At 44.5% G+C, this 25439-nt stretch carries 25 protein-coding genes; 7 read left to right on the plus strand and 18 right to left on the minus strand.

What is annotated here, in order from left to right:
* Nucleotides 1-5: 5 nt before the first annotated feature.
* The 4 genes from ACQVGS_RS05230 to ACQVGS_RS05245 are packed head-to-tail and all read right to left on the minus strand — an operon-like array spanning nucleotide 6 to nucleotide 4650.
* Entirely contained in the window at nucleotides 6-1487 is a 1482-nt protein-coding gene (locus tag ACQVGS_RS05230) for a Na+/H+ antiporter subunit D (protein WP_151174477.1), read from the minus strand.
* Nucleotides 1480-1821, minus strand: coding sequence for a Na(+)/H(+) antiporter subunit C (locus ACQVGS_RS05235; protein WP_024122674.1), 342 nt, complete (start codon nucleotides 1819-1821; stop codon nucleotides 1480-1482). Before ACQVGS_RS05235 ends, ACQVGS_RS05230 begins: the two co-directional genes overlap by 8 nt.
* A complete protein-coding gene (locus tag ACQVGS_RS05240; protein WP_255001771.1) occupies nucleotides 1821-2252 on the minus strand; it encodes a Na(+)/H(+) antiporter subunit B in 432 nt (143 codons plus the stop codon). Before ACQVGS_RS05240 ends, ACQVGS_RS05235 begins: the two co-directional genes overlap by 1 nt.
* Complete coding sequence (locus ACQVGS_RS05245; RefSeq protein WP_491831120.1) at nucleotides 2245-4650, minus strand: Na+/H+ antiporter subunit A; 2406 nt, start codon at nucleotides 4648-4650, stop codon at nucleotides 2245-2247. The genes ACQVGS_RS05240 and ACQVGS_RS05245 overlap by 8 nt, the downstream gene beginning before the upstream one ends.
* A gap of 234 nt (nucleotides 4651-4884) precedes the next feature.
* On the opposite strand from ACQVGS_RS05245, the gene ACQVGS_RS05250 reads away from it, so the two are divergent.
* Entirely contained in the window at nucleotides 4885-5100 is a 216-nt protein-coding gene (locus ACQVGS_RS05250; protein WP_099043587.1) for a hypothetical protein, read from the plus strand.
* Nucleotides 5101-5137: 37 nt separating this feature from the next.
* Here ACQVGS_RS05250 and maeN read toward each other — a convergent pair whose 3' ends face one another.
* From maeN to maeL, 7 genes are all read right to left on the minus strand, one after another.
* The gene (maeN, locus tag ACQVGS_RS05255) at nucleotides 5138-6484 is read right to left on the minus strand and encodes a sodium/malate symporter MaeN (RefSeq protein WP_024122670.1); all 1347 of its coding nucleotides are present in this window, start codon (nucleotides 6482-6484) and stop codon (nucleotides 5138-5140) included.
* 153 nt (nucleotides 6485-6637) lie between these two features.
* Nucleotides 6638-7597, minus strand: a complete 960-nt coding sequence (gene nupQ, locus ACQVGS_RS05260) for a guanosine ABC transporter permease NupQ (protein ID WP_024122669.1) — start codon at nucleotides 7595-7597, stop codon at nucleotides 6638-6640.
* Nucleotides 7598-8644, minus strand: coding sequence for an ABC transporter permease (locus ACQVGS_RS05265; protein WP_106019474.1), 1047 nt, complete (start codon nucleotides 8642-8644; stop codon nucleotides 7598-7600).
* Nucleotides 8637-10169, minus strand: coding sequence for an ABC transporter ATP-binding protein (locus tag ACQVGS_RS05270; protein WP_106019473.1), 1533 nt, complete (start codon nucleotides 10167-10169; stop codon nucleotides 8637-8639). The genes ACQVGS_RS05265 and ACQVGS_RS05270 overlap by 8 nt, the downstream gene beginning before the upstream one ends.
* Before the next feature lie 132 nt (nucleotides 10170-10301).
* Complete coding sequence (gene nupN / locus ACQVGS_RS05275; RefSeq protein WP_188323255.1) at nucleotides 10302-11381, minus strand: guanosine ABC transporter substrate-binding protein NupN; 1080 nt, start codon at nucleotides 11379-11381, stop codon at nucleotides 10302-10304.
* 471 nt (nucleotides 11382-11852) lie between these two features.
* Complete coding sequence (maeM, locus tag ACQVGS_RS05280; RefSeq protein WP_024122665.1) at nucleotides 11853-12560, minus strand: two-component system response regulator MaeM; 708 nt, start codon at nucleotides 12558-12560, stop codon at nucleotides 11853-11855.
* Nucleotides 12553-14154: a two-component system sensor histidine kinase MaeL gene (maeL, locus tag ACQVGS_RS05285; protein ID WP_024122664.1), complete on the minus strand. Its 1602-nt coding sequence runs from the start codon at nucleotides 14152-14154 to the stop codon at nucleotides 12553-12555. The genes maeM and maeL overlap by 8 nt, the downstream gene beginning before the upstream one ends.
* Before the next feature lie 177 nt (nucleotides 14155-14331).
* On the opposite strand from maeL, the gene ACQVGS_RS05290 reads away from it, so the two are divergent.
* Nucleotides 14332-14889 (plus strand): YufK family protein, encoded by a 558-nt coding sequence (locus tag ACQVGS_RS05290; RefSeq protein ID WP_095713969.1) that lies wholly within the window; start codon nucleotides 14332-14334, stop codon nucleotides 14887-14889.
* A gap of 17 nt (nucleotides 14890-14906) precedes the next feature.
* Here the strand turns inward: ACQVGS_RS05290 and ACQVGS_RS05295 are convergent, their stop codons facing one another.
* The 3 genes from ACQVGS_RS05295 to ACQVGS_RS05305 all read right to left on the minus strand — a co-directional run bounded on the left by ACQVGS_RS05295 (nucleotide 14907) and on the right by ACQVGS_RS05305 (nucleotide 18516).
* Complete coding sequence (locus ACQVGS_RS05295; protein ID WP_024122662.1) at nucleotides 14907-15320, minus strand: thiol-disulfide oxidoreductase DCC family protein; 414 nt, start codon at nucleotides 15318-15320, stop codon at nucleotides 14907-14909.
* Between the two features lie 20 nt (nucleotides 15321-15340).
* Complete coding sequence (locus ACQVGS_RS05300) at nucleotides 15341-17215, minus strand: transglycosylase domain-containing protein (RefSeq protein WP_024122661.1); 1875 nt, start codon at nucleotides 17213-17215, stop codon at nucleotides 15341-15343.
* Between the two features lie 92 nt (nucleotides 17216-17307).
* The gene (locus ACQVGS_RS05305) at nucleotides 17308-18516 is read right to left on the minus strand and encodes a multidrug efflux MFS transporter (protein ID WP_373370492.1); all 1209 of its coding nucleotides are present in this window, start codon (nucleotides 18514-18516) and stop codon (nucleotides 17308-17310) included.
* Here ACQVGS_RS05305 and ACQVGS_RS05310 point away from each other — a divergent pair.
* Nucleotides 18419-18622: a hypothetical protein gene (locus ACQVGS_RS05310; protein WP_044160312.1), complete on the plus strand. Its 204-nt coding sequence runs from the start codon at nucleotides 18419-18421 to the stop codon at nucleotides 18620-18622. The genes ACQVGS_RS05305 and ACQVGS_RS05310 overlap by 98 nt on opposite strands.
* 119 nt (nucleotides 18623-18741) lie before the next feature.
* Entirely contained in the window at nucleotides 18742-19317 is a 576-nt protein-coding gene (gene kapD, locus ACQVGS_RS05315; protein ID WP_233403574.1) for a 3'-5' exonuclease KapD, read from the plus strand.
* A gap of 26 nt (nucleotides 19318-19343) precedes the next feature.
* Here the strand turns inward: kapD and kapB are convergent, their stop codons facing one another.
* The 3 genes from kapB to ACQVGS_RS05330 form a co-directional block, all read right to left on the minus strand.
* Nucleotides 19344-19730, minus strand: a complete 387-nt coding sequence (kapB, locus tag ACQVGS_RS05320) for a kinase-associated lipoprotein KapB (RefSeq protein ID WP_106019470.1) — start codon at nucleotides 19728-19730, stop codon at nucleotides 19344-19346.
* 45 nt (nucleotides 19731-19775) lie between these two features.
* Nucleotides 19776-21062 carry an ATP-binding protein gene (locus ACQVGS_RS05325; protein WP_024122657.1) on the minus strand — a complete coding sequence of 429 codons (1287 nt, stop codon included), beginning with the start codon at nucleotides 21060-21062 and terminating at the stop codon, nucleotides 19776-19778.
* A 125-nt stretch (nucleotides 21063-21187) separates the two neighbouring features.
* Nucleotides 21188-22351, minus strand: coding sequence for a MalY/PatB family protein (locus tag ACQVGS_RS05330; protein WP_106019469.1), 1164 nt, complete (start codon nucleotides 22349-22351; stop codon nucleotides 21188-21190).
* Between the two features lie 87 nt (nucleotides 22352-22438).
* On the opposite strand from ACQVGS_RS05330, the gene ACQVGS_RS05335 reads away from it, so the two are divergent.
* Complete coding sequence (locus ACQVGS_RS05335) at nucleotides 22439-22699, plus strand: YugE family protein (RefSeq protein ID WP_024122655.1); 261 nt, start codon at nucleotides 22439-22441, stop codon at nucleotides 22697-22699.
* 26 nt (nucleotides 22700-22725) lie between these two features.
* Here the strand turns inward: ACQVGS_RS05335 and ACQVGS_RS05340 are convergent, their stop codons facing one another.
* Nucleotides 22726-23550: an alpha/beta fold hydrolase gene (locus ACQVGS_RS05340; protein WP_095713965.1), complete on the minus strand. Its 825-nt coding sequence runs from the start codon at nucleotides 23548-23550 to the stop codon at nucleotides 22726-22728.
* A gap of 149 nt (nucleotides 23551-23699) precedes the next feature.
* On the opposite strand from ACQVGS_RS05340, the gene ACQVGS_RS05345 reads away from it, so the two are divergent.
* A complete protein-coding gene (locus tag ACQVGS_RS05345) occupies nucleotides 23700-24200 on the plus strand; it encodes an Lrp/AsnC family transcriptional regulator (protein WP_487446308.1) in 501 nt (166 codons plus the stop codon).
* Nucleotides 24201-25361, plus strand: a complete 1161-nt coding sequence (locus ACQVGS_RS05350) for an aminotransferase (RefSeq protein WP_024122652.1) — start codon at nucleotides 24201-24203, stop codon at nucleotides 25359-25361. It begins immediately after the preceding gene.
* Nucleotides 25362-25439 lie beyond the last annotated feature (78 nt).

Below are 25439 nucleotides of genomic sequence, written 5' to 3' on the forward strand. Positions count from 1 at the left end.
GCGATCTACTCCTTCAAAACAGCTTCAATATATTTTTCCGGATTCAGCAAAGTCTCGGCCGCTTGATCAACGTACGGTGACACCCATTCTGTACCCAATCCGAAGAGAAGAGACAGCAAGAGAAAAATAGCTGCCGGATATAGAAGCCCTTTAGCTGTTCTAAGATTTTGCTTCGGTGTTTCTTTTTCTTCGCCCCAAAACGCATGGATAAAGATTCTTAACACGGAATACAGGACGAGCAGGCTTGAAAGCAGGATCAGCATGGAAATCGTAAATTCACCTTCAGCGAAGCCGCCTTCTGCAATTTTAAATTTGCCTACAAATCCGCTGAGAGGCGGGATGCCGGCAAGAGATACAGCCGACATGAAGAACATCCATCCAAGAACGGGGTATCGTTTGATCAGCCCGCCCATTCGTTGCAGGCTTGCTGTTCCTGTCAAAGCGATCAGCGTGCCTGCCAGCATAAATAATGCGCCTTTAATCAGCATGTCGTGAATCAGGTAGTAAATCGCACCTTGAATGGATGCGGGCGTTTGAACTGCAACACCGAACAAAATAACGCCGACAGCGGTAATAATGTTATAGATCACGATTTTCATGACATTCTGATAGGCAAGTGAACCGATGACACCGAAGATGACAGTGAGAGCCGCGAGCCATATCATCAGCTGGTGGGTAAACGCTGTATCGTGAATGAAAATCAGTGTGAACACTCTTGTGATCGCATATAATCCGACCTTTGTCAGCAAGGCGCCGAACAATGCGGAGATGGCTGCCGGCGGCGCGTAATAAGAGCCGGGAAGCCAAAAGTAGAGAGGGAAGATCCCGCCCTTCATACCAAACACGATGAGTAACAGGACACCGATTACAGTAATCAGCCCAGTTTGTCCGGATTCGCTGATTCTCACACTTAAATCCGCCATGTTTAATGTGCCGGTCACAGCGTATAAAAAGCCGACGCCGATGACAAACAATGCTGATGACACGATATTAAACACAATGTATTTAAGCGATTCCCGCAGCTGAATTTTTGTGCCGCCTAATACAATCAGCATATAAGAAGCGATAAGCAGAAGCTCGAAAAATACGTACATATTAAATAAATCGCCTGTTAAAAACGCTCCGCTTACACCAGCCAGCAAAAACTGCACGCCGGAATAATAAAAGGCACGTTCCCGTTTTTCACCGATAGAACGGAAGGAATAAAGCACAACCAATAATCCGATGACTGCCGTGGTGAAAACAAGCAGGCTGGCAAATTGATCTGCAACAAGCACAATTCCGTAGGGGGCTTTCCAGCCGCCCAAACTCAGTGTCTGAATGCCGTTTGTAAAAACAGTCTGTACGAGTAAAACGCTGATCACAATCCCGAGTGCGGATGCCGCAGTGCTGAAGATCCGCATGAGCATGATGTGTTTGTTCATGAAAATCAGCAGAATGGCGGACAGGAGCGGGATCAGAATTGGCAATATAACAAAATTATTCATGTTGATCATTTCCCCTCATTTGATCCATATCGTCCGATTTCAATTCCTGATAGGCCCGAAACGCCATGACGAGGATGAAGGATGTAACTCCAAATGAAATGACAATAGCTGTCAAAATCAGGGCTTGCGGAAGCGGATCGACAAATGACTTGGCATGCTCGCTCAAAATCGGAGCGGCGCCTTTTTTTAATCCTCCCATAGTTAACAGCATTAAATGAACGCCGTGGCTCAAAAGCGCTGTTCCGATAATGACCCGAAGCAGGCTTTTAGACAGCAGCAAATACGTAGCAGCCATAAAAATAATACCGGCTGTAACAGCCATTAAGATTTCCATTATTCTTCCTCTCCAATCGTTTGAATAATGGTCATCGTAATGCCTACGACAACAAGATAAACACCTAAATCAAAAAGCGTCGCCGTGGCGAGCTCCGTTTTCCCTAAAATCGGCAGATGAAAGTAACCGAATGTGTGGGTTAAGAAGGGCGCTCCGAAGACAAAAGAGCCAACGCCTGTTAAGACAGCGAGCAGCAGACCGGCTCCCGCGACGTAAATGAAATTAATCGGCAAAATGGAACGCACGGTTTTTAAATCATAAGCCAAGAGCAATAGAACGATGGAAGAGGACGTGATCAGCCCGCCGACAAAGCCTCCTCCAGGGGCGTTATGCCCCGATAAAAATAAATAGAAAGAGAAAAGCAAAATGATAAAGGATACAAGCTTTGTCACGGTTTGAAGAATCAAGTCATTTGTTTTTTGTTCATTCACCGCTTTTCCCCTCCTCTTTTACTTTTGTTTTAATCATGCTGAAGATGCCGAGAGCGGCAATCGTTAATACCGTAATTTCAAACATTGTATCAAAGCCCCTGAAGTCAACGAGGATGACATTGACGACATTATCCCCTCCGCCAAGATCGTGGCTGTGCTTTGTAAAGAAGGAGGCGATACTGTCTTTTGTCCGCTGGCTTGAGGATGCAATACCGAGCAGGGTGACAATAATGCCGACTCCTAAAGCAATGATAAAGTTTGTCATTCGGAACGTTCTCGTTTTCTTTTTCAGCCGCAGTTTCGGCAAATGATAAAAACAAAGCAGAAACAGGGCGACGGAAATCGTCTCAATGACCAGCTGGGTCAAAGCCAAATCGGGCGCTCTGAAAATAACAAAAAACAATGCAAGCGTATAACCGACAACACCAAGTGAAATAATCGCCGTCAGTCTGGATCGGGCGAATACAGTCGCCGCTGTCGCGCTGATCATGACAAGTGTCAGAATCATTTCGTATATGCCGATTTTCGCCATACCCTCAGTTGTAAAGGAAAATCCGCCTTTCAAAACCAGAGCCCCGCTCATCAGAATGATAAATCCAGCGAAGATATACAGAAGATAATCCCGCAAAAATCCGGTCATATATTGTTTTGTCACTCGATAAGAGCCTTTTTCCATGATGATCAGGAGCTTCTCGTATAACCGATTGAGCGTGAGTTTCGATGGAAACAGCTTATAGATCCCTTTCCACTTGTTTATCGTCAAGTATCCGATCGTACCGACAGCGATAATGCCCAGTGTCATCAGAACTTCAGCTGTAAACCCGTGCCACTGCGAAATATGAACATGAAACTTCTCATGGCTGTCCAGCAGTGTCGGATAGATTGAATTCATCGCAGGCTCTATCAAGCTGTAGGACAATATATTCGGGAAAAAGAAGAGACTGACAGCGAGCGCAACAAGAATGACAGGTGATACGAGCATTCCAATCGGCGCTTCATGAGCCTGTTTTTCGAGTTTTTCAGGCTGATAATTGCCTTTAAATGTTTTAAACAGCAGTTTCATGCTGTAGATAAATGTAAACACACTTCCTGCCCAAGCGAGGACAGGGAACAGCGCTCCCCACGTCTGGACGTTGAACAAATCGACATGTGTCACACGAAGCATGCTGGTGAAAAACATTTCTTTACTCAAAAATCCGTTAAACGGCGGGAGACCAGCCATTGAAAATGTGCCAATCAAGGAAATCGTAAATGTAATCGGCATGATCGCCATCAGTCCGCCGAGCTTTCTGACGTCCCGCGTGCCTGTTTCATGATCAATGATGCCGACTGCCATAAACAAGCTTCCTTTAAAGGTAGCATGATTGATGAGATGGAAAATGGCAGCCATGGCGGCAACTGTGTAATATTCTGTATGGCCGTAATGCAGGGCTGCAGCACTGACACCAAGCATCGAGATGATCATGCCGAGCTGGCTGACGGTTGAAAACGCCAAAATGGATTTTAAGTCGGTTTGTTTGACGGCATGGAATGAACCCCAAACCATGGTGAAAATCCCGACGAGAGAAACAATCCAAAACCACTGAGCTGAAAAGGCGAAAATAGGGCTGAATCTTGCAATCACATAAATTCCCGCTTTGACCATCGTGGCTGAATGGAGATACGCGCTGACGGGTGTCGGCGCTTCCATGGCGTCAGGCAGCCAAATGTAAAAAGGAAACTGGGCGGACTTTGTAAATGCGCCTAGTAAAATCAAAATCATCGCCGGAATAAATAGATCATGGCCGGCAATCAACTGAACCTGATTGATCATTTCTCTGATACTGAATGAATCTGTGATCAGATAAAGAAGAATGAATCCTCCCAGCATACACAGTCCGCCGCTTACCGTAATCAAGAGCGATTTTGCGGCGCCGTAGCGAGATTTTTCACGCTTGTACCAATATCCAATCAGCAAAAAGGACGAAAGGCTGGTAAGCTCCCAAAACATGTAGAGAACCATGACGTTGTCAACAAGAACAACACCGAGCATAGCGCCCATGAACATTAATAAATAGACATAAAAAGGCCCAAGCTGTTCTTTTTCTTTCGATAAATAAAAAATACTGTAAAGAGTGACCAACGAGCCGATCCCTGTTATCAGTAAGGCGAATAGCAGTCCGAGACCGTCTACATAAACGGTAAAGTTAATGCCTAATGAAGGAATCCACTCCAATACCGATCGTAATGTTTCTCCCGACTGAGTCATTCTGATCATTGGAAGAAAGTATATAAACAGCAAGACGGGCAGGATCAGAACAAACCAGCCCGTATGCACTCTTTTTGCGTATTTTGCCAGAAAGGGAATGATAAAAGCAAATACAAAAGGCGATAAAATAGCAAAATGTAAGAGCTGCAAAGACAAGACCTCCTTTTCTTTAATTGAAACCGGTTCTATGTATAAATAATTAGAATATACGGTCAAACGACCCAGTCCAAATTATATCGCACTTTTTTGGAAGCCGCCATGCTTCAACCTGCCGCGAATGAATTTTACAAGTTCTTTTGACCTTAAAATAAGTTTAACAAAAATCAGGTCATTTGTATATTTAAAATCGCTCCTGATCAAGCTGTATGTAAGGAGCTGATCATGGTGAAGAGAAAGGTCCTTATGTGCTCAGGTTTATTCTGCTCGATATGTGCAGGGGCATTCATGCTGAATCAATATGACGGCCGTGCCCGTGTGGCAGACAATGATGATTGGGAACTGTATTTATTGGAGCACCACCTGTCAACTAAAATGAGTGAGGCGGAATCTAAGGATAGGCCGTTTGGGCCCAGGGAGTATATGCGGATTGTGAACAAATAAAAAAAGAGTTCCGTCTAAGACGGAACTCTTTTTTTGATTATGAAGTGAAAAAGCGAAGTAAAATCGTCGCGCAAATGACAGTTCCAGCTCCGCCGAGGCGTGTAGAAATTTGGGCGAATGGCATAAGGCCCATTCTTCCTGAAGCGGACAAAATGGCGACATCTCCCGTTCCGCCGAGACCGCTGTGACAGCAGGTAACGATTGCGGATTCAACAGGGTACATGTTCATCAGCTTGCCTACAAAATATCCGGAAGAAATCATGGCAACGACAACTGAAATACAAATGATGACAAACGGAATAGAAATCACAGACGCCACGTCATCTAAAGGGATAAAGAGAATCCCGAGGCCTACCATAAGCGGCCATGTAAAGCTTGATGAAATAAACTTATAAAGCTGGTACGCGCCATCCTCCATTTTTTTCGGAAGGATATTTGCATATTTGATTGCAGCTGCTGAAATAATCATTAAAATAGCGCCCGGGATGAAGATGAATTTCTCCAGTAAACCGCCGAAAATAAAAAACGTACAAGCGAGCAGGACTCCGGCTCCCATCAGTTTAAAGTCAATTTTAGCTTCAGCCTCTTTTTGATTGAAAATATCGTTCGCTTTCTTAGATTTAACGAGACGCCCATTGCCGTTTAGGTCAGGACGTTTTTCGCCCAGTTTTTTCATTAAAGCAGCACAGATAATAGCAAAAACGTTTCCAATGATAGCGGCAGGAACCAGCTGCGACACATACACATCAGCGGAAGACCCCAATATTTGCGAATAAGCAATCGAGAGCGGCAAAATTCCTTCACCTATTCCCCCGGCAATAATCGGCACAACGACAAAGAAAAAGGAATCATAGGCACTGTAGCCGAAGATGAATCCGACGAGCACGCCGGCCGCAACCGCCGCAATTGTGCCCGCTACTAAAGGAACGAACATTCTGATGAATCCCTGTATTAAAACAGTTCTGTTCATTCCAAGAATGCTTCCTACAACAAGACAAGCGATATAGAAATAAAGAAAGTTAGACGTTTTCATTAAATTGGTTACAGCATCTAATGATGATGGATTCAACACATTATAAAAAACTAAAAAAGATGGCACAAACAAAGATAAAATAGCAGGACCGCCAATATCCTTTAAAATCGGAATCCGCTGGCCGATATCGCCAAGAAAGACACCTAAAATCATAATGATGGCAAAACCGCCCAGCATGTTTGCAGGCAGCTCGTTGTAATAGGCCGCAAGAATAATAATGACAGCTAATGCTGTATATAATGGGAGAGGAATCACGCCGATTTCCCAAGTCCATATTTTCTTAAACAGGCTTTTCTCCTGTGTGTCTTTGTGCTCAGGTAAAACTTCCTCTGTTTTGTGAATTGCTCCCATTGTCATACACCCCCATGTATTGTTTGTTACAGTCTACAAGAAAGCGCTAACAAAGGATATTTTTTTAAGTTAAATAATTAATAAACAACTAAATTAATTAGGTATTTTGGAGCAGAAAAAATCCCTGAGAAGCCGCTTCCCAGGGAGATGTGGTTACCGTTTTCCTTTGATATAAGGCACACCATTTGCTTTTGGCGCATCTGCGCGTCCGATAAAGCCGGTTAAGGCGAGAATGGTTAATACGTAAGGGGCAATCAGCATATATACATTCGGTATGTCCTTAAAAAGAGGGAGCAGTGAGCCGATAATGCTTAAGCTTTGCGCGAATCCGAAAAACAGGGCAGCGCCGAGTGCGCCGATCGGATGCCATTTTCCGAATACAAGGGCGGCGAGTGCGATAAAGCCTTGCCCGGAAATGGTAGAGTGCGTAAAGTCGAGGGCAATCGTTGACGCATATACGCCGCCCCCGAGGCCGCCGAACAATCCGCTGATCATCACGCCGATATAGCGCATTTTGTAAACATTGATCCCCATAGTATCGGCCGCCATCGGATGTTCTCCGACGGAGCGAATACGGAGGCCGAACGGGGTTTTAAACAAGATAAACCACGAAATAAAGGCCAGGACAATTGCGAGAATAGACGTATAATAGACATCTGAAAAGAAGATTTTTCCCAATACGGGGATGTCGCTCAAGCCGGGAATACTTGTTTTATAAAAAGGCTCGGGAATTTTGTCAGTTTGCGCTTTTCCGTAAATCAGCTTTACGATAAATAAAGTAGCCCCAAGCGCCAGCATATTAATGGCGACGCCGCTGACTGTCTGATCAGCGCGAAACGATATCGCCGCTGCCGCATGAATCAGTGAAAACAGCGCGCCGGCTGCCATAGCGGCAATGAGCGAAAGCCAAGGTGCTGCGGCTCCCAATTCAGGGCCTAAAAATAAATTGAATAAAACACTGGTGAATGCTCCGATAATCATAAGGCCTTCAAGGCCGATATTGACGACGCCTGATCTCTCGGAAAATACGCCGCCGAGAGCGGTTAAAATAAGCGGGGCTGCGTATACGAGTGTGGCAGGGACAATGATTGATACAATCTGCAGAAAGTCCACTTATTTCGCCCCCTTTTTCTTCAATTTATCCGCGACAAAACGAATGGCATAGCTTGAAGCAACAAACAGAATGATAATGGCAATCACAATATCGACAACCTCAGAAGGTACGCCTGATTCAATCGGCATATTTAATGCCCCGATTTTGAGGCCGCCAAGCAATGCTGCCGCAAGCACAACACCGACCGCAGTGTTCCCGCCCAGAAGAGCGACGGCAATACCGTCAAAGCCGACGCCGGTAAATGCGCCTTTGACAGCTGCATATTCAAATGTTCCCAGACCTTCCATGGCACCTGCAAGGCCTGCAAAAGCTCCTGAAATGAGCATGGAGGTCATAATATTCTTCCGCACGCTCATACCGGCGTACTGGGACGCGTGCTGATTGAATCCGACTGCCCGAAGCTCAAAGCCTTTCGTTGTTTTGTTAATCATAAACCACATAACAACAGCTGCGAGAAGGGCGATGACGATCCCCCAGTGAAGCCTTGAATAATCCGTAATCTGCTCAAGAAACGGCGAGCGCAGTGAGGCCGATTCGTGAATTTTTTCCGTCTTATCCTGATTGTCTGTCAGGACTTTTGAAATCAAATAATTGGTCGTATGCAGCGCGATATAATTCATCATAATGGTGACAATGACCTCATGAACATAGAACCGTGCTTTTAAAAAGCCGGGAATAAATCCCCATAAACCGCCTGCTGCAGCCGCTGTGATCAGTGCAAGCGGCATATGAATATATGCCGGTCCGTCAAACGCCGTTCCGACCCAAACGGCAGCTGTCCAGCCCACTAGCAGCTGTCCCTCTACCCCGATATTGAAAAGCCCGGTTCGGAACGCGAAAGCAACAGCTAATCCAGATAAAATATAAGGTGTAATCTGCCGGACGGTTTCCCCGATGTAATAGATTTCTCCAAATATCCCATTCCATAAAGCGGAATAGCCGCTGATCACACTGTATCCGCTCGCAAGCATAATTAGTGCGCCAGCCAGCAAGCCGAGCATGATTGCAATGAGCGGCACGAGTAAATGAGAGAGTCGTTTAACCATTTGCTTTCCCCGCTTCCTTTTGCGTGCTTCCCGCCATCAAGAGGCCGAGCTCTTGCTCAGTCGTATCCAGCGGATTGACGCTGGATATGATGCTGCCTTCAAAAATGACGGCGATTCTGTCACTGAGATTCATGATTTCATCCAGCTCAAACGATAGAAGAAGAACGGCTTTTCCGGCATCACGCTGTTCAATGAGTTTTTTATGGACAAATTCAATCGCTCCCACATCAAGGCCGCGAGTCGGCTGGGCGGCGATTAACAAGTCAGGATTTCGGTCAATTTCCCTTCCGATAATTGCTTTTTGCTGGTTTCCGCCTGACAATGCCCGCGCGTGTGTATATTCATCGGGGGTTCTGACATCGTACTCGCTGATCAGGCTGCGTGCTTTCTTATACATTTCGCCTTTATGTAAAACACCGAATGCTGAATAAGGCTTTTTGTAATAGCTTTGGAGCACGATATTCTCACCGATCGGAAAATCCAAAACGAGGCCGTGTTTATGGCGGTCCTGTGGAATATGCCCGATTCCGGATTCCGTTACTTTTCTCGGCGTCAGGTTTTGTATCTGTTTTCCGTTTAAGGAAATGGTTCCAGACTCCGTTTTTCGGAGTCCTGTAATCGCTTCAATCAGCTCTGACTGTCCGTTTCCGTCAACGCCGGCTATGCCGACAATTTCTCCGGCATTGACAGAAAGCGATAAATTCCTTACAGCTTCTACTCCGCGAGTATCTTTTACAGTGATTCTGTCAATCGCCAGCACTTCAGATCCCGGCTGAGCCGCTTTTTTTTCTGTTTTGAACGATACCTCGCGGCCGACCATCAGACTGGCGAGCTCGTCTTGATTTGTATCCCGGACATCCAGTGATTTGATGCCTTTTCCTTTGCGGATAATGGTAACGCGGTCACAAACCTCCATGATTTCTTTCAGTTTATGGGTAATTAAAATAATTGATTTTCCCTCATTGACGAGGTTCTTCATGATTTGAATGAGCTCTTTGATTTCATGAGGCGTCAGCACAGCTGTCGGTTCATCAAAAATCAGAATGTCAGCCCCGCGGTAGAGGGTTTTTAAAATTTCTGCACGCTGCTGCATGCCGACGGATATGTCAGCTACTTTTGCCTCAGGATTAATTTGAAGTCCGTATCGGTCGGAAATGTCCTGAACCTCTCGGACAGCCCGTTTTCGGTCAATCCGCCCGAGCTTTTTCGGCTCCTTCCCGAGAATAATGTTTTCAGCAACTGTAAATGTATCGACAAGCATAAAATGCTGATGCACCATGCCGATTCCGAGATCATTCGCTTTGTTCGGGCTGTTGATGTGCACCTTCTCACCGCGGACCCGAATTTCCCCCTTTTCTGGCTGATACAGCCCGAAAAGGACGTTCATCAAAGTTGATTTGCCCGCTCCGTTTTCACCGAGCAGCGCGTGGATTTCGCCTTTTTTGACCTGAAGATTAATGTTGTCATTTGCGACGATACCGGGAAACTCCTTGCGTATATTGAGCATTTCAATGACATATTCCACAGAATTGACCGCTCCTTTTTTCAAGATGCTTTTAAATAAGAGGCTGGCAATAGAAAAGCCGCAAGGACATGTGCAGCTTTGCTCTGAAAGAAAAACAAGGGATAAGGGCTCTTCTCCTTATCCCCGCGATTCTTATTCAGCTTTGAAATTTTTCAGCTCTTTCTCTGTTCCCGGCACTTCTAATCCGTCGATGATTTTTTTCTTCCAATCATCAACTGCTTTGATTACATCATCCGATAGGTTTTGTTTAGAGGAAGAAATGCCGACTCCGTCTTGATCAAGTCCGTATGTAAGCGTTTCTCCGCCGGGGAATTTGCCTTCGCTTGCTTTCTTTGTTAAATCTTCAACTGCTGTATCAACCTTTTTGACCATGGAAGTAAGGGTGACGTTATCGTCTGTTCCTTCTACTTGGCCTTCTGCGTATTGATCTTTATCGACTCCGATCACCCAAACATCACGCTTCGGGTCTTCTTTTTTCAGGTTCTTGGCTTCTGTAAAGACACCTGTGCCGGTGGCGCCTGCGGAGTGGTAAATCACATCAACGCCTGACTTATACATGCTCTCGGCGGTTGCTTTTCCAACGTCCGCTTTATCGAATCCGCCCGCATACTTCACCTGGACAGTTGCGTCAGGTTTTACGGCCTGAACCCCTGCACGGAAGCCGACTTCGAATTTTTTGATTAATTCGGATTCCATGCCGCCCACAAATCCGATTTTTCCTGATTTGCTTGTTAAAGCTGCGGCCACTCCGACGAGAAATGAGCCTTCCTGCTCTTTAAACGTAATGCTTGCGACGTTGTCTTTATCGACGACTGCGTCAATAATCGCAAAGTTTGTATTTTTGCGCTGATCGGCGATTTCACTGATTGAATCTTCCATCAAATAACCAACGCCATAGATCAAGTCGAAATTCTCACGCGCTAATTTATTTAAGTTTGTTGTATAATCTGCATCTGATTTAGATTGCAGGTAGTCGTATCCGTTTTTTCCTTTTTTCAGGCCATTATCTTTACCGAAGGCTTGGATGCCTTCCCATGCTGATTGGTTAAAGGATTTGTCATCAACCCCGCCAATGTCGGTGACCATCGCCACACTGAATTTGTTTTTGCCCTCACTGTTTCCGCTGCTTTTTTCGCTGTTTCCGCATGCTCCTAAAATGGTGCCCGCTGCGATTACAAGTGACATCGCCAATCCGATTTTGCGTTTATTCAAGATATAACCCCCCAGAAAAATTTGGCCTAAGCTGATCCGGTCAGTCATGAGATGGGATGCCTCACTCAATTCTTAGAATCGATAAAATTTTCAGATAATAACAATTAGAATGAGCTGAGACAGTTCTGATCTTCCCTTAGTAAGTGTGGTGTGAGTGTTTCCTTCGAAAGGCGGGGAAGAGAAGGATGTTGAAGGTGTTCCGGACGGAAAACCGTGACATCTCTTTCTGAAGTGTGACTTATGACTTAGTCTAGGGATCAACTAACCACTCATAATTTATCATTTTACTTACAAGAAATAAATAGAATTACGCATTATTTTTTAAAAAATAAGTATTTTTAGAATTATATACTCAAATATACAAAAAAGTCCTTTATTATTCTTGTATAGCTTATTGGCGAAAGGTTCAAGCACCTTGGCAAGAGATGTGACAGAAAAAAACGCACTGCTCGACATGAACAGTGCGTTTTTTTATAAATATTGCTTAATTCCGTTAAGGTTGCCTGTATTGACATTGTACTGAAACACTGGTCTTCCGATCGTTCCGTACGCCATTTCGACATTCAGAACCTGTATATCTTCAAGAAATTTTAAGTATTTTCGGATGGATACTTGAGATATTTCAGTATGATTTGCCAGGTCTTCTGTCGTAAAGGACTCGTTTTCAAAGGATTGAATGCTGGACCAAATCAGCTTCAGCGTGCTTTTTGTCAGCCCTTTTGGCAGGTGCACTTTTTCTGTCGCTTCCTTCTTATGAAACAGTTCCGCGTCCAATTCTTTTTGGCTCATGTTTCGATGGGTGGAATACACTTTTTGTTTTCGTCTGTAATCAGAAAGGGCAGTCTGAAAACGTTCAAATTCAAACGGTTTGATTAAGTAATCCACAGCTCCGTAACGAAGTGTTTTTTTGATGACGTCCAGCTCGCTTGCCGCAGAGATGACAATCACGTCAACCGCTTCATTTTGGGCTCTCAATTCCGTCAGCAGCTCAAGCCCGTTTTTGCCCGGCATATAAATATCAAGCAAAATGAGATCGATGTGATGCTCTCCTAAAATATGCAGAGCGCTTTGAAAGGAAGAGGCGATTCCTTTCAGCTGAAAGCCTTCTATTTGGCTTAAATATCGTTTATTTAATTCACCCACCATGGGGTCATCTTCAACTATTAGTACATTAATCATGGTTTTCCTCCTTCGGTTCGTACGGGATGCGAAGACTGAATGTGGTTCCTTCATTTTTTTCGCTGGTGATAATCATTTGGCCCTTTAAATTCTCCATGCTTTGCTGGGTGAAATAAAGGCCGAATCCCCGGTTTTTGCCCTTTGTTGAATAGCCTTGTTCGAATACCTTGACTTGGTCTTCTTCGGACATGCCGGCTCCTGTATCGGTAATTTCGATGTCCAATATCTTGTCATGAAAACGCATGGACATCGTGATTTGTTTTTTCGGCATATTGGCAACAGCGTCCAAGGCGTTGTTGATGAGATTTCCGATAATCGTAATCAGTTCATGAATGACTGAAGGATCTGCTGCGTTTGGAATAACCCCGCTGCATTCAATATCGAGATTTGCGCCCTGCTCTCGTATGTAGCTCTGTTTTCCCAACAGAAATCCGGCCAGCACGGAGCTTTTGACATCATTTATGATTTCACTCGTTTCTGATTTTTGCTGAATGGCAATATCTTTAATATAATCTCCAAGATCGTCATACTCTTTCAGCTGGACGAGACCTAGTATCACATGCAGTTTGTTCATAAATTCATGAGACTGCGCTCTCAGTGCGTTTGCATACATTTTAACACCGGAAAGCTGTTCAGCTAAATGTTTTACCTCGGTTTTGTCCCGGAATGTCGCAATCGCTCCGACGGTTTGTCCTTTCAGCTGGATGGGCACTTCATTAAATACAAGCTCTAATCCGTTAATGCGCACATCTCTGTCTTGAAGAGGTTTTCGGGTCTCAATGACATTTTTCAGACGGCTCTTCGGCAGGATGTCATTGACATCCTGATCGACGGGATTTGTTTCTATGCCCATTTTAATGAAAAGGCGCTTTGCTTCGGCATTGGCAAGCTTGATTTTACCGTGTTCATCGACAGCGAGTATGCCTTCTTTCGTTGATTCAAGCATGGCGCTCCGTTCTTGAAGAAGTGTCGCGATTTCATACGGTTCAAGTCCGTACATGATATTTTTCACCGTGCGTGCGACGATAACAGCTCCGATGACGCCGACGAATATACTGACGCAAATAATAAAATAGAGCGGCCGTAAGCTGTGGCTGATGACTTCGTCAATTTCATTCACTGTGATGCCGACCGCAACGGCTCCGACTTGTTTTCCATTCTTAGCGTAGACAGGCACGAACGCTCTCTGCGATTTCCCAAGCGTGCCTGAGGCAGTGCTGATATGGACATGTCCTTTTAATACTTCGGCTTCATCCCCGCCCCTGAATTTTTTTCCGATTTTGCTGTGGTCCGGATGGGTTCTGCGAATGCCGTTCATATCCATGACAACGACAAATTCTGTGCCGGTAATTTTCTGGACGTCCAGCGTGTAGCTGAGCAGTTCCTTCTGGTTTTTTCCGCTCTCCAAAGCGGAGGCAGTAATCGGTGCGTCGGCAACCATTTCAGCCGTTTGCAGCGCTGTGTCTCTTTCCTGATCACGTATCCTTTTAGAGGTTTGGGCACCGACGGTAAAAAAGGTGATGAGCAGTGCGATTAACACGACGATACAGACAAATATGGTGAGTCTGGTTTGCAGTTTTAATGTTTTTTTCATATAAAACTTCCTTACGTTTTATGATTCCTGCGTACTACTTTACTCTCAAAATGCCGCTTTGTGAAGATTTGGGACCGTAATTCGTAAAAAGGAGAAAAAATGGAATAATTTATCTTGTCAATGTGTTTTAAGTCCTCCATAATAAATGAGGTAGATTACAGAAAGGGACTTTTTTATATGAAAAATACTTATTTGACAGGATACTTTCCGCTGATTGCGATCCTGCTTTTTAGTTCGTCTTTATCCATTTCAACTTCACTCTATGCATTGAAGATGCTGTCTTCATTTGGAATGTACGATGGGATGCTCGATTACTTCTCTGAGAAAGGAATCAGACTTGCGTTATTTGCGGCCTTTGCACTTTTATATTTTATGGTTCTGTCCGCTCTGAAATTAATTGCAAATACCGTGACTGAGCTGTCACTGCTGTTTTTCGCAAATGATCCGGAAGGAAAAAACCTGAAAACAGTCAGAATGGGCTCTATCATATATTTAGGCGGCGGGATCTTATCCTTTGTGCTATTGCAAAATGTCATCTGGATTGTGATCTGGTTTGCAGTTGTTACACTTGCTTACTTTGTGTTCGTTGTTTACCGGATTTATTCAACACTTTCTATCATGTCATTGGTCGGATTCATTCTGTTGGAACTGCTGTTTTGGTTTACATTTGTTATCGGTATTCTGTTCATATTTATCAAGCTTTATAATAGCATAATGGCTAGCTTACCTGTGTAAGCTAGCCATTTTTTCGTTTATGGTAAAAATCTATTTTTTATAGAAGGGGAGGGGAGCATACATTCATTTTTTTTGCCGAACCACTTATAGCGGTTTTTGGCAATAAAAGAATAGAGTATATCTCTGACAGGTTTCGGCACTGCAAAAAACAGGACGAAGAGCCGCCATGGGCCCCGCAGATGCCTGAAAACCTTTATGGCTGCAGTTGACTTAGTGTAAACCTGGCCGTCTTCAATAAAGACAAAGCTGTCAAAATGCTCAGTCGGAAGCCCGCTTTTTTTCAGCAGGCTCTGTCCTGTTTCCGATTGAAGCGATGCAAATGAAATCAAACCGTTTGGATCACGCTTTATGATAAATTGAACGGCACCGTTGCATAAGTTGCACACACCGTCAAACAGCAATACGCGATTTGGAATTTGTTTTGATGTCACTGCAGATCTCCTCCGATTCTTTAATAAGCTGCCTGCAGCGTTCCTTTCCAGATGGAAAGCTGAGGGCTGATACTGTGAAGGTATTCAACGCTGCTCGGTGTATCTTTTCCAACCCAGACACCCATTGTGTAAGTATCAGTCAGGCCGACGAACCACATATCATGATAATCATTTGAGGTTCCCGTTTTACCGCCGATATAAGGCGCTTTGAAATATGCTTTTTTCCCTGTCCCGCTTTTGACAACGGAAGACATCAGTTTTTTCAGCTGCATGTTTGTGCGGACGCTGAATATCTGTGTCGCTTTGTCATTCCATTTATAAATCGTTTTTCCTTTTAAATCCGTCACTTTTGTAATCGCGTGGCTCGGCGAGTAGCTTCCGCTGTTGCCGAATGTTGTATACGCCTTTGTCATCTCAAGAGGCGTCATGCCGTGTGTAAATCCGCCAAGCGCCGCCGGCAGAAGATAGTCGCTGTTGACAAGCTTTGAAAAATGATACGGCTCAATATAGCTGAATGCTTTTTGGATGCCAACACGGTCCAGCATTCTGATGGCCGGTGTATTATACGAGTTTTTAAACGCTGTATCGAGCGTTACTGTGCCGTATGTGCGGTTATTGTAGTTTTGCGGACAGTAGTCCCTGCTGCAAAATTTGCCGGCATCAATTGTGCTGCTTGCCGTCGCACCTGTCTGTTCAATATAAGGTCCGTAATCGAGAAGCGGCTTAATGGATGATCCTGGCTGTCTGTATGCTTGGTAGGCACGGTTAAAATCATACTTATGATAGTTTTTGCCGCCGGATAGAGCGACAACTTGATGCGTCTGGTGATTAATCACAGCCGCTCCGCCCTGTACGCCCGCATACGGAAGCTTCGAATTCATTTGTGCCACGACTTGATTTTGCATGTACGGATCAAGTGCGGTATAAATTTTTACGCCGTCTTTCAGAAGTGTGCTGACTCTGGCGGACAGCTCGTTTTCTATCTTGTCTTTTTGTTTTCCTGACGCTTTTTGAAGACGCTTATCAAAGCCTTCAGATTCAGACACTAGTTGAGTGAATTCATCATTTACGTAGGAAACGTAGTCCGGATATTTGTCTTCTTTCTCTTCGACATCCAGTTTGATTTTTTGTTTTACGGCTTTTTTCAGCTCTTTGTCCGTAATGACTCCGGCATTTTTTAACCCTTTAAGCAAGCGTTCTTGACGGCTTTTCGTGTAGTCAAAATGCTTGAGAGGATCATATAATGTAGGGTTATTAGGTATAGCGCAAATAAAAGCCATTTCTCCCAGTGTGAGAGATTTCAGCGGTTTGCTGAAATAGAATTCAGCAGCTGATCCGACGCCATAAACGCCGTTATTAAAATAAATCGTATTTAGGTAGGCTTCAAGAATCTCATTTTTCGTATACTTTTTCTCAAGCTGATAGGAGTACGCGAGCTCAGTCAGTTTGCGGCTGAAGGAGCGCTCGTGGCTCAAATACAAGTTTCTTGTAAGCTGCTGTGTGATGGTGCTGGCCCCCTGGTCAATCTTTTTGTCCTTCACGTTGGAAGCGGCCGCCCGCACCATCCCCATAAAGTCAAAGCCTTTATGTTCGTAAAAATGGCGGTCCTCGGAAGTTAAAAATATCTGTTTGACTTCTTCGGGAATCTTCTTGAAGGGAACCAGCACACGGTTCTCATCATCGCTGACGATTTCCGAGACCAGAGATCCGTCCCTGTCGTACATGTAGCTGTTCTGAACTAGGCTGATCTCTTTCAAATCAATATTCTTATCAAGCACCTGATCCAGGGACTTCATTTGTTTTACTTCTTTTCCGGAAGCGATAACTGTAAATGCAAACAATGGGATTATGCAAAGGAGCAAAATCCATCCGATAATTTTTCGTAACATGGTCACTCTCTTTTCTCCTAAATTCTAGCCATATCGTACCATTCTTTTGAGTTTACGAGAAGGTTAAATTTAGAAGACTCCTCAATTTTTGCTGAGAATCAGCTTGCTTTGGCATACGATTCTTTTTGGAATTTCTTCATGATCCAAAGCAGGCAGGCACCTGCGAAAAAGAGAAATGCTGTGACATAAAAGGCTGCAGAGATATTGAAGTGACTCGATATAATACCGCCGAGAAGAGGTCCGAGAACGTTTCCTAAAAAGCGAAAGCTGACATTGTAGCCGAGGACCTCTCCCTGGATGGAGCCGGGAGCCTGAACGCGGATTGCCGCTGTGATGCATGGCAGAAGGCCGCCCATTGCCATCCCGAATAAAAACCTGAAAACTAGCAGCACACTGAATGAAGAAGCGAGTGCCTGCGGAATAAAAAATAAAGAGGCGGCGATTAAAAGCCCGATTAAGATGCGGCGGTGGCCGTAGCGGTCTCCTAAATCTCCCCATTTTCTTGCCAGAAGCAAACTGCCGAGTCCGGTTGCCGAAAATGCCATGCCGGAGAAAAAGGCCAGATTGTCAGATCCATGCAGCTCGTTTACATATAAAGCGAGCAACGGCTGGATACTGAAATTTCCTGTTTGAATCAGCATGGTTAACAGCATCATGACCCAAAGCGCGGGCTGGTGAAAAATATAGGAGAGCACTTCTTTTCTCGTATAAGACTGACGTTTATTTATCTTCTCTGTGAGCGGCTGTTCTTTGACCCCGAATAACACGAGAAGAACGGCTGAGAAAATCACAAAGGATGTGATAAAAAAGGTATACGTAAAGCCGAAGTGGTCAGCAAGAACGCCTCCCAAAAGCGGGCCGAACAAGCTTCCGGACACTTGCCCCATTTGGAGCGTGCCAAGCGTTTTGCCGGCTGAGCTTTTAGGCGTCTGCGCGGAAATCATTGCAAGGGATGTCGGGATAAATCCGGTTACAAGCCCCATTGCCATACGCAGAAAAAACAATTGATAAACCGACGTGACAAAGCCCATTAATAAAATGCTGACGGCAATGCCGGTTCCGGTTGTCAAAAGGATTTTCTTGTAACCGCGTTTGTCTCCGAACCGCCCCCAGAATGGGGATACCAAAAAAGCCATTAAAAATGTAATGCCGAACACATAACCGCTCCACCTTTGCACAAAGCTGTTGGAAAAGGTGCTGAGCGTCTCAATATACAAGGAGAGAAAAGGGACGATCATCGTTGTGCTGGCTGATACAAAGAAATTCGCCAGCCACACAATGACAAAGTTTTTCTTGCGGATAGAAATAACATCACCTTCTTATTATTTCGGGTTCCTTACTAATTATAAAGAAACAGTGCACCATTTAAAAGAAACAATGCGGCTGGGAAAATTCATTATTTTTAGAAAATGAAGAAATGAAGAGAAGGAGAATTGATATACTATAAAGATAGCATTCTTCTGATCGGAGGAAAGGCAGGTGTAAAAATAGTGGAGGCAGGCAACTTACTCATTATTGATTTCGAATTTACGATGCCCGAAGGAAAATACAGTCCGCAAAATTTTTTTCCGGAAATCATTGAAGCAGGAATTGTAAAGTCGGTTAATGGTGAAGTAGTTGAGACGTTTTCGAGTTATATCAGGCCGAAAAAATTCCCCAAGCTGACGAAACGCTGCAGATCATTTTTAAACATTACGCAAAACCAGGTAGATGAGGGGATGAGGTTCGAGGACTTTATCCGTAAATTAAATGAGCTTGATCCTGAAAAAAATTGCACGATCATCACATGGGGAAACATGGATATGAAAGTGCTGAAGCAAAATTGTATGTTTAACCATATTCCTTTCCCTTTTAAAGGGGAGATGAGAGATTTATCGCTTGAATATAAAAACTTTTTTGGAGACCGGACACTGACCGGCTTGTGGAAGGCCGCGGAAGAGTACGGAGATAAAGGAACCGGCACCCATCATAAGGCGCTTGACGATGCTCTTACAGCCTATAAGCTTTTTAAGCTTGTCGAGCAGGATAAGCAGTATCTTGAAAAACCAAAACCGCCGACAATCGGCGAGAGGATTGATTTATCTGAACTGTTCCGGCGCGCCACATAAAAAACCCAATCTTTTGTCAGACTGGGTTATGGCCGAGTGAAGTATTCTTTTTCTAAAACGTCCAGATTATTCAGGGAGCGCTTTGCCCATTCTGAATCATCTCCGGCCAGTTTGGCTCTCAGCTGTGCAACCGCTTCCCGCAAAGACTCGTTATAATCCGGCACTTCACTGTCATAGGGCTTCACCATATGATGAGGGATATTGGTCTGTTCGCCGAAAGCGAGCGCTCTTCTCTCATGGAAAAACGGCACATCTGCCTGTTTTGGATTGTGAAGGTCTCCTTGAGCGGGATGGGTAAGAACCGCCTTGATTTTGACTAAATAATGCTGCGGTCTGCAATCTGTTATTTCTCCTATGTATACACCTGTTTTGTAAAACCCTTTTACGATAGAGCCTTTCTCAAATGTACTCATCTGTTATCACCTCGCATTCATTCTATAAAAGTTCCAATTGATTTGCTAGTGAGGAAGGTCGGCAGGAAGCTTGATCGTCACAATGGTTCCTCTTTGAAAGCTGCTGCTGAACGAAATGGTTCCGTGATGATGTTCAATGATGGAAAACGTCACAGTCAGTCCAAGTCCCGTTCCGTTCGTTTTTAAAGAGTAATAAGGTTCACCCAGCTTCTGCATTTGGTGATCCGTCATGCCGACACCGTTATCTGAGATTTTGATTACGATCATATGGCCGCTTCTTTTGGCTGAAACTTGGATGACCCCTTTACCCGGGGGAACGGCTTCAATGCTGTTTTTCATGAGGTTGATCACAGCCTGCTTCAGCTTTGTTGCATCCCCGTATACCAAAAGGTCCGGCTCGGCGTCCGCCTCTACTGTCACAGATTTGTAATTGGCATACGAAATCATGAGGGAGCTCGTCTCTCTGATAAGAGAAGATAAATCAAAAATCTCTTTTTCATATAATTGCTGTTTGGCGATATCAAGATAATTTGTAATAATGCCCTGAGCCCGGTCAAGCTCTGACAGCACAAGCTTTTTATAATCCGCACTGGATTTGTTTTGAAAGGATTCATCATTAAAAAGCAGCTGGACAAATCCCCGGACAACTGTCAGCGGATTTCTAACTTCATGAGCCACACTTGCCGCAAGTTCACTCACAATCTCCATTTTTTCCGAATGAATAAGCTGGGAACGCAGGGCGATATTTTCTGCGATGCTTTCTATAATATAAATGCTTAAAAGAAGAACGATGCAGCGGAACAAACCCGATACAGCTGCCTCATAATATAAGGATTCTGAATTTTGAAAATTTAAAATATTCACGGCGGAAAAAACCAAGATGGAGGCGAAAAATAAGAAGATCTCCAAGCAACCGATGAATAAAGACAGCAGCAGTTTTCTCGCTTTGGACATGAATGGCCACTTTTTTTGAAGCAAAATTGGGATGATGATATGAAAAGGCAGCAAAGTGAAAACAAAAATGGCGGAAGGCTCAAAAAACAGCAGTTCAAAACATAAGACGGATGCGGCGACTGTTAGCCCGGAAGCAGTGTTTATGTAAAATAAACAAATGATGACAGGAATGATTTGAAGACCGTATTGGATGTAGTCCATTTCCTGTATAGGGAAGATAATGCATAAAACGGAGGCGCCGCATGCAAATAACGTGACCAATCCGTTGTTGATTTTTGGTACAAGGATTGACGGTTTTCCAAGCCAAAACACTTGGTAAAGAAGAATGGGAAACAAAATAAAGCAAATATGCAGGAGATAGTCTTTTAGAATTTCCATTCGAGTGAAATCCTTTCGTATAAAATATGAATCTATTATAACACTTATCATTAGAAGTAAAATACAAAATTTCTTTATAAAGAACGCCTTTACGATTGATGCGTAAAGGCGTTTGTGACGAATATTTACTCCAACGCTGTTTTTATCCGGCGCAGTCCGTCCTGCAAGGTTGCCAGAGGGCACCCTGCATTCAAACGCATAAATCCTTCTCCGCCAGGGCCGTATTTCTTGCCGGGCTCCAAAATAATTTTCCCTTTGTGCAGCATCTTTTGCTGCAGCTCTGCATCAGACAGGCCGTATGCGCGGAAATCGAGCCAGATCAGGTAAGACGCATCAGGCTTCATCATCTTGACATTCGGGAGCTCGCTGGTCAAAAAGGCTGCCGCCTCATCCATATTTTTCTCAAGATAAGATATCAGTTCATCAAGCCACGGCCCGCCATTTGAGTAAGCGGCTTCGATTGCGCTCACGGCAAACGCGTTTAATCCGCCTAAACCGTTTCGCTGCAGGCTTGCTGAAAATTTGGCGCGCTTCAGCCGGTCTGGAATAATAATTGCTGACGCCTGCAAACCCGCGATGTTAAACGTTTTGCTCGGTGCTGCGCAAGTCACAGAAATCTCAGCGAAATCGTCAGAAAGAGAGGCGAACGGTGTATGGGTATTTCCGTAGAGCATCAAATCGGAATGAATTTCATCTGAAACGACTGTAACGCCGTGTTCCAGGCATAATTCGCCGAGCTTCAGCAAATCTTCCCGGCCCCAGGCACGCCCTGAAGGATTATGCGGATTGCATAAAATAAACATTTTGACGCTCGGATCACTGATTTTTGTCTCCAAATCTTCAAAATCCATTACATATGTTCCGTCTTTTTCTTTAAGCGGATTATGTAAAATACGCCGGCCGTTTTTCTCAATCATATGGTAAAAAGGCGTGTAGACAGGGGATTGGACAATCACTTGATCCTTTGGTTCTGTAAAAGCCTGAACCGCCATGCCCAAAGCTGTGACCACACCGGGACTGAATGTAATGCTTTCCGGGTTCACCTTCCAGCTGTGCCGGTTATGCATCCATGCACACACTGCATCTTTTGTTTTCTGATCTGGAGCTGTATATCCGAAAATCCCTTGTTCTAGGCGCTGTTTTAATGCTTCTGTTATGGCTTCCGGCGCACGAAAATCCATATCCGCCACCCACATCGGTAGTGCGTCTGTCACGCCGAACAATTCGCCTGTCTTGTCCCATTTGACGGATTGGGTGCCGAGGCGCTGTTCTTGTTTATCAAAATTCATTCTGTTCCACCTCTTATGTATGTTTATTTTTCTTAGCGTAACTATGATAAAATAGATCTGCAAATTTTATTATAAGCGGTGATGAAAATGGAAGAAAGTCAAGCGGTCAGGGAAATGATCAATGTCATTGCCAAATGGGACCCGTTTAAATATGGTGAAGATTTTTATGAAACGGAGGCTGTTGATGTCGTACAGGCCGTCTATGATGAAGACGATCCTGAAGTGTTAGCGAAAAGCATACAGCATATTTTCGAAGCTTCTTTTGAACAAACACTTCCGATCGACAGCTGCCGGAATGTGGCTGGCCAGCTTCTGTTCATTAAAGACAGCAGCTCTTGCACGCCTTGAAAAAACCGGTATACAAACCGGTTTTTTTATTCTGTGATAAACTCTGCAATTCGTTCGGAAACGAATTCAGGGCGTTCCTCCGGCACCAAATGCCCTGTTTCCCGCAATGAATACAGTTTGGAATCCGGCAGGTCACGGTGCAGGCGTTCGCCGATTTTCAACGGAACCACCTTGTCCTCCTCGCCCCAAATCAATAAAGCGGGTTTGTTGATTTTTTTCAATTCCTCACACTGTAAATCTCCTTCTCTGTGCCGGATGAACCTCGTCATTGCTTTGAAAATCTGTTCATCTTGAAAAGGTTTGCCGTAGCCGTCAATCATCGCCTCGTCTATCAGCGATTTGTTGTGAACGACATTTAATAAGTTTTTCATCACGCCTTCTTTGGAAAGCCAGCGTTTGATATAAAGATGAAAATATGGGAGGTGAGTCCCGAAGATAATCGTCGGGTGCGAGCGTTTTAAATAACCTGAACTGCAAAGAAGCACAATCTTCGAGAAGAGCTCAGGCTTTAATAGAGCAGCCGACAGCGATATCTGTCCTCCCATCGAATGCCCGACAAGCGCCGCCTGTTTGACTTGCAAGTGCTCCAGGAGTCCGATGATAAGCATGGCGAGGTTTTGATAGGTATATATAAATGTCCTTGATTTTTCTGATTGGCCGAAAGGAGGCAAATCGAGCGCGATGATGTCATACTGGTCCCGAAGCAAGGGGATTAATTTTCTGAAGCTGAAAGCAGAAGATAAAAAACCGTGTACGCAGACAATTGTTTGTTTGCCTGGATTTTGATAGTGCTCATAATATACATGTACTCCTCCGACTTTAACACGCCTTATTGGTGTAACCGCCTCCATTTTGCCGTCACTCCCTTCATAGGATGTCCTGTATTATGCCCTGAAATTGTAAGTTCTAGCGGAAGTTTCTCCTCGTTTTTTCTTAGCATTCGTCAAAAAACGTGATATAATGTCATGAGATTTCTTGACATTGCAAAGGTGTGAATTGAATGAAATTGACCGAGAAAGAAACAGAAATATTAGAAATTTTAGACGAAAACAGCCGCGCTGATCTAGAAACAATCGCAAAGATGGCCGGTATCCCTGTAAATGAAGTAAGAGCGATCATTGACAAATTGGAAAAAGAAAAGGTTATTATCGATTATTCCGCTATGATCGACTGGCGGAAGGTGGACGGCCATGAAGGCGTGACAGCCATGATTGATGTTAAAGTCACTCCGAAGCGCGGAGTCGGTTTTGACGAAGTGGCGGAGCGGATTTACCGATTCCAGGAGGTAGAATCAGTCTACCTGATGTCAGGCGCATACGACCTGTCTGTCGTGATCCGCGGCAATTCAATGTCTGACGTTGCGCGTTTCGTATCTGATAAACTGTCAACTCTTGATTCAGTTGTGTCTACGACAACACATTTTATCCTGAAAAAATACAAGCATGACGGCAAAGTATTTGAAACGGGAGACGACGACAAAAGAATCGTGGTGTCACCGTAAATGACTTCTTATTTATCCGATTATGTACAACAAATAAAACCATCCGGCATCCGCAGATTCTTTGATTTGGCGGCAACGATGGAAGGGGTTATTTCTTTAGGAGTCGGAGAACCTGACTTTGTAACGGCTTGGAATGTCCGTGAAGCAAGCATTCTTTCCCTTGAACAAGGGTATACGTCATATACCGCTAATGCAGGTTTATACTCATTGCGGGAGGAAATCAGCCGTTATGTCAGTAGCCGGTTTGGTCTTACATACTCTCCTGACGATGAACTGATAGTGACGGTAGGGGCGAGTCAGGCTTTGGATATTGCGATCCGCGCCATTGTAAATCCCGGTGAGGAAGTGATTATTCCTGAGCCGTGTTTTGTGGCGTATGAATCGCTTGTGTCTTTGACAGGCGGCGTCCCTGTTCATGTCCATACGACGGCTGATAAAGGTTTTAAAGCAACTGCTGAGGATTTTGAAGCGGCAGTGACCGAAAAAACAAAGGCTATTCTCATTTGTTCGCCTTCGAATCCGACCGGCTCGGTTTACTCAAAGAAGGAGTTACATGAAATTGCTGAGTTTGCCAAAACACATGATTTGATCGTACTGAGCGACGAGATTTACGCGGAACTGACATACGATGAGGAATTTACAAGTATAGCAGCATTCCCGGGGATGAAAGAGCGGACGGTTGTCATTTCGGGATTTTCAAAGGCGTTTGCCATGACAGGCTGGAGACTCGGTTTTGCCGCGGCGCCTTCAGAAATTCGCAACGCGATGCTTAAAATCCACCAGTATGCGATGATGTGCGCGCCTGCAATGGCGCAATATGCAGCGCTTGAAGGATTAAAAAACGGAATAGAAGACGTAGAAAAGATGAAAAAGAGCTACCGAAGAAGACGTAATTTGTTTGTCGAAACGCTAAATGAAATCGGTCTCAGCTGCCACCATCCGAGCGGTGCTTTCTATGCTTTCCCATCCATCAAAAGCACTGGGATGAGCTCAGAACAGTTTGCCGAGGAGCTCCTGATGCAGGAAAAAGTAGCCGTTGTTCCCGGTAATGTGTTTGGGCCGAGCGGAGAAGGATATATCCGCTGTTCGTATGCGACATCAATTGAACAGCTGCAAGAAGCATTGGTCAGAATGAAGCGCTTCTTACACAAAACAACATAAAAAAAGATACGAACCTTTTGTTCGCATCCAATAAAAGGGGGAATACTAGAAAGCCTTTGGTATTTGCAGTATGCCCTC

It is taken from the genome of Bacillus sp. SD127 (genome assembly GCF_058566445.1).

Bases quoted from the DNA above. Each gene is read 5' to 3' on its own strand.
- ACQVGS_RS05290 (WP_095713969.1), top strand. From the start codon at position 14,332: ATGAAAAATACTTATTTGACAGGATACTTTCCGCTGATTGCGATCCTG.
- ACQVGS_RS05265 (WP_106019474.1), bottom strand. From the start codon at position 8,644: ATGGTTAAACGACTCTCTCATTTACTCGTGCCGCTCATTGCAATCATG.
- ACQVGS_RS05335 (WP_024122655.1), top strand. From the start codon at position 22,439: ATGGAAGAAAGTCAAGCGGTCAGGGAAATGATCAATGTCATTGCCAAA.
- maeN (WP_024122670.1), bottom strand. From the start codon at position 6,484: ATGGGAGCAATTCACAAAACAGAGGAAGTTTTACCTGAGCACAAAGAC.
- kapD (WP_233403574.1), top strand. From the start codon at position 18,742: ATGCCCGAAGGAAAATACAGTCCGCAAAATTTTTTTCCGGAAATCATT.
- ACQVGS_RS05350 (WP_024122652.1), top strand. From the start codon at position 24,201: ATGACTTCTTATTTATCCGATTATGTACAACAAATAAAACCATCCGGC.
- ACQVGS_RS05340 (WP_095713965.1), bottom strand. From the start codon at position 23,550: ATGGAGGCGGTTACACCAATAAGGCGTGTTAAAGTCGGAGGAGTACAT.
- ACQVGS_RS05235 (WP_024122674.1), bottom strand. From the start codon at position 1,821: ATGGAAATCTTAATGGCTGTTACAGCCGGTATTATTTTTATGGCTGCT.
- ACQVGS_RS05330 (WP_106019469.1), bottom strand. From the start codon at position 22,351: ATGAATTTTGATAAACAAGAACAGCGCCTCGGCACCCAATCCGTCAAA.
- ACQVGS_RS05345 (WP_487446308.1), top strand. From the start codon at position 23,700: ATGAAATTGACCGAGAAAGAAACAGAAATATTAGAAATTTTAGACGAA.
- ACQVGS_RS05325 (WP_024122657.1), bottom strand. From the start codon at position 21,062: ATGGAAATTCTAAAAGACTATCTCCTGCATATTTGCTTTATTTTGTTT.
- ACQVGS_RS05230 (WP_151174477.1), bottom strand. From the start codon at position 1,487: ATGAATAATTTTGTTATATTGCCAATTCTGATCCCGCTCCTGTCCGCC.
- kapB (WP_106019470.1), bottom strand. From the start codon at position 19,730: ATGAGTACATTTGAGAAAGGCTCTATCGTAAAAGGGTTTTACAAAACA.
- maeL (WP_024122664.1), bottom strand. From the start codon at position 14,154: ATGAAAAAAACATTAAAACTGCAAACCAGACTCACCATATTTGTCTGT.
- maeM (WP_024122665.1), bottom strand. From the start codon at position 12,560: ATGATTAATGTACTAATAGTTGAAGATGACCCCATGGTGGGTGAATTA.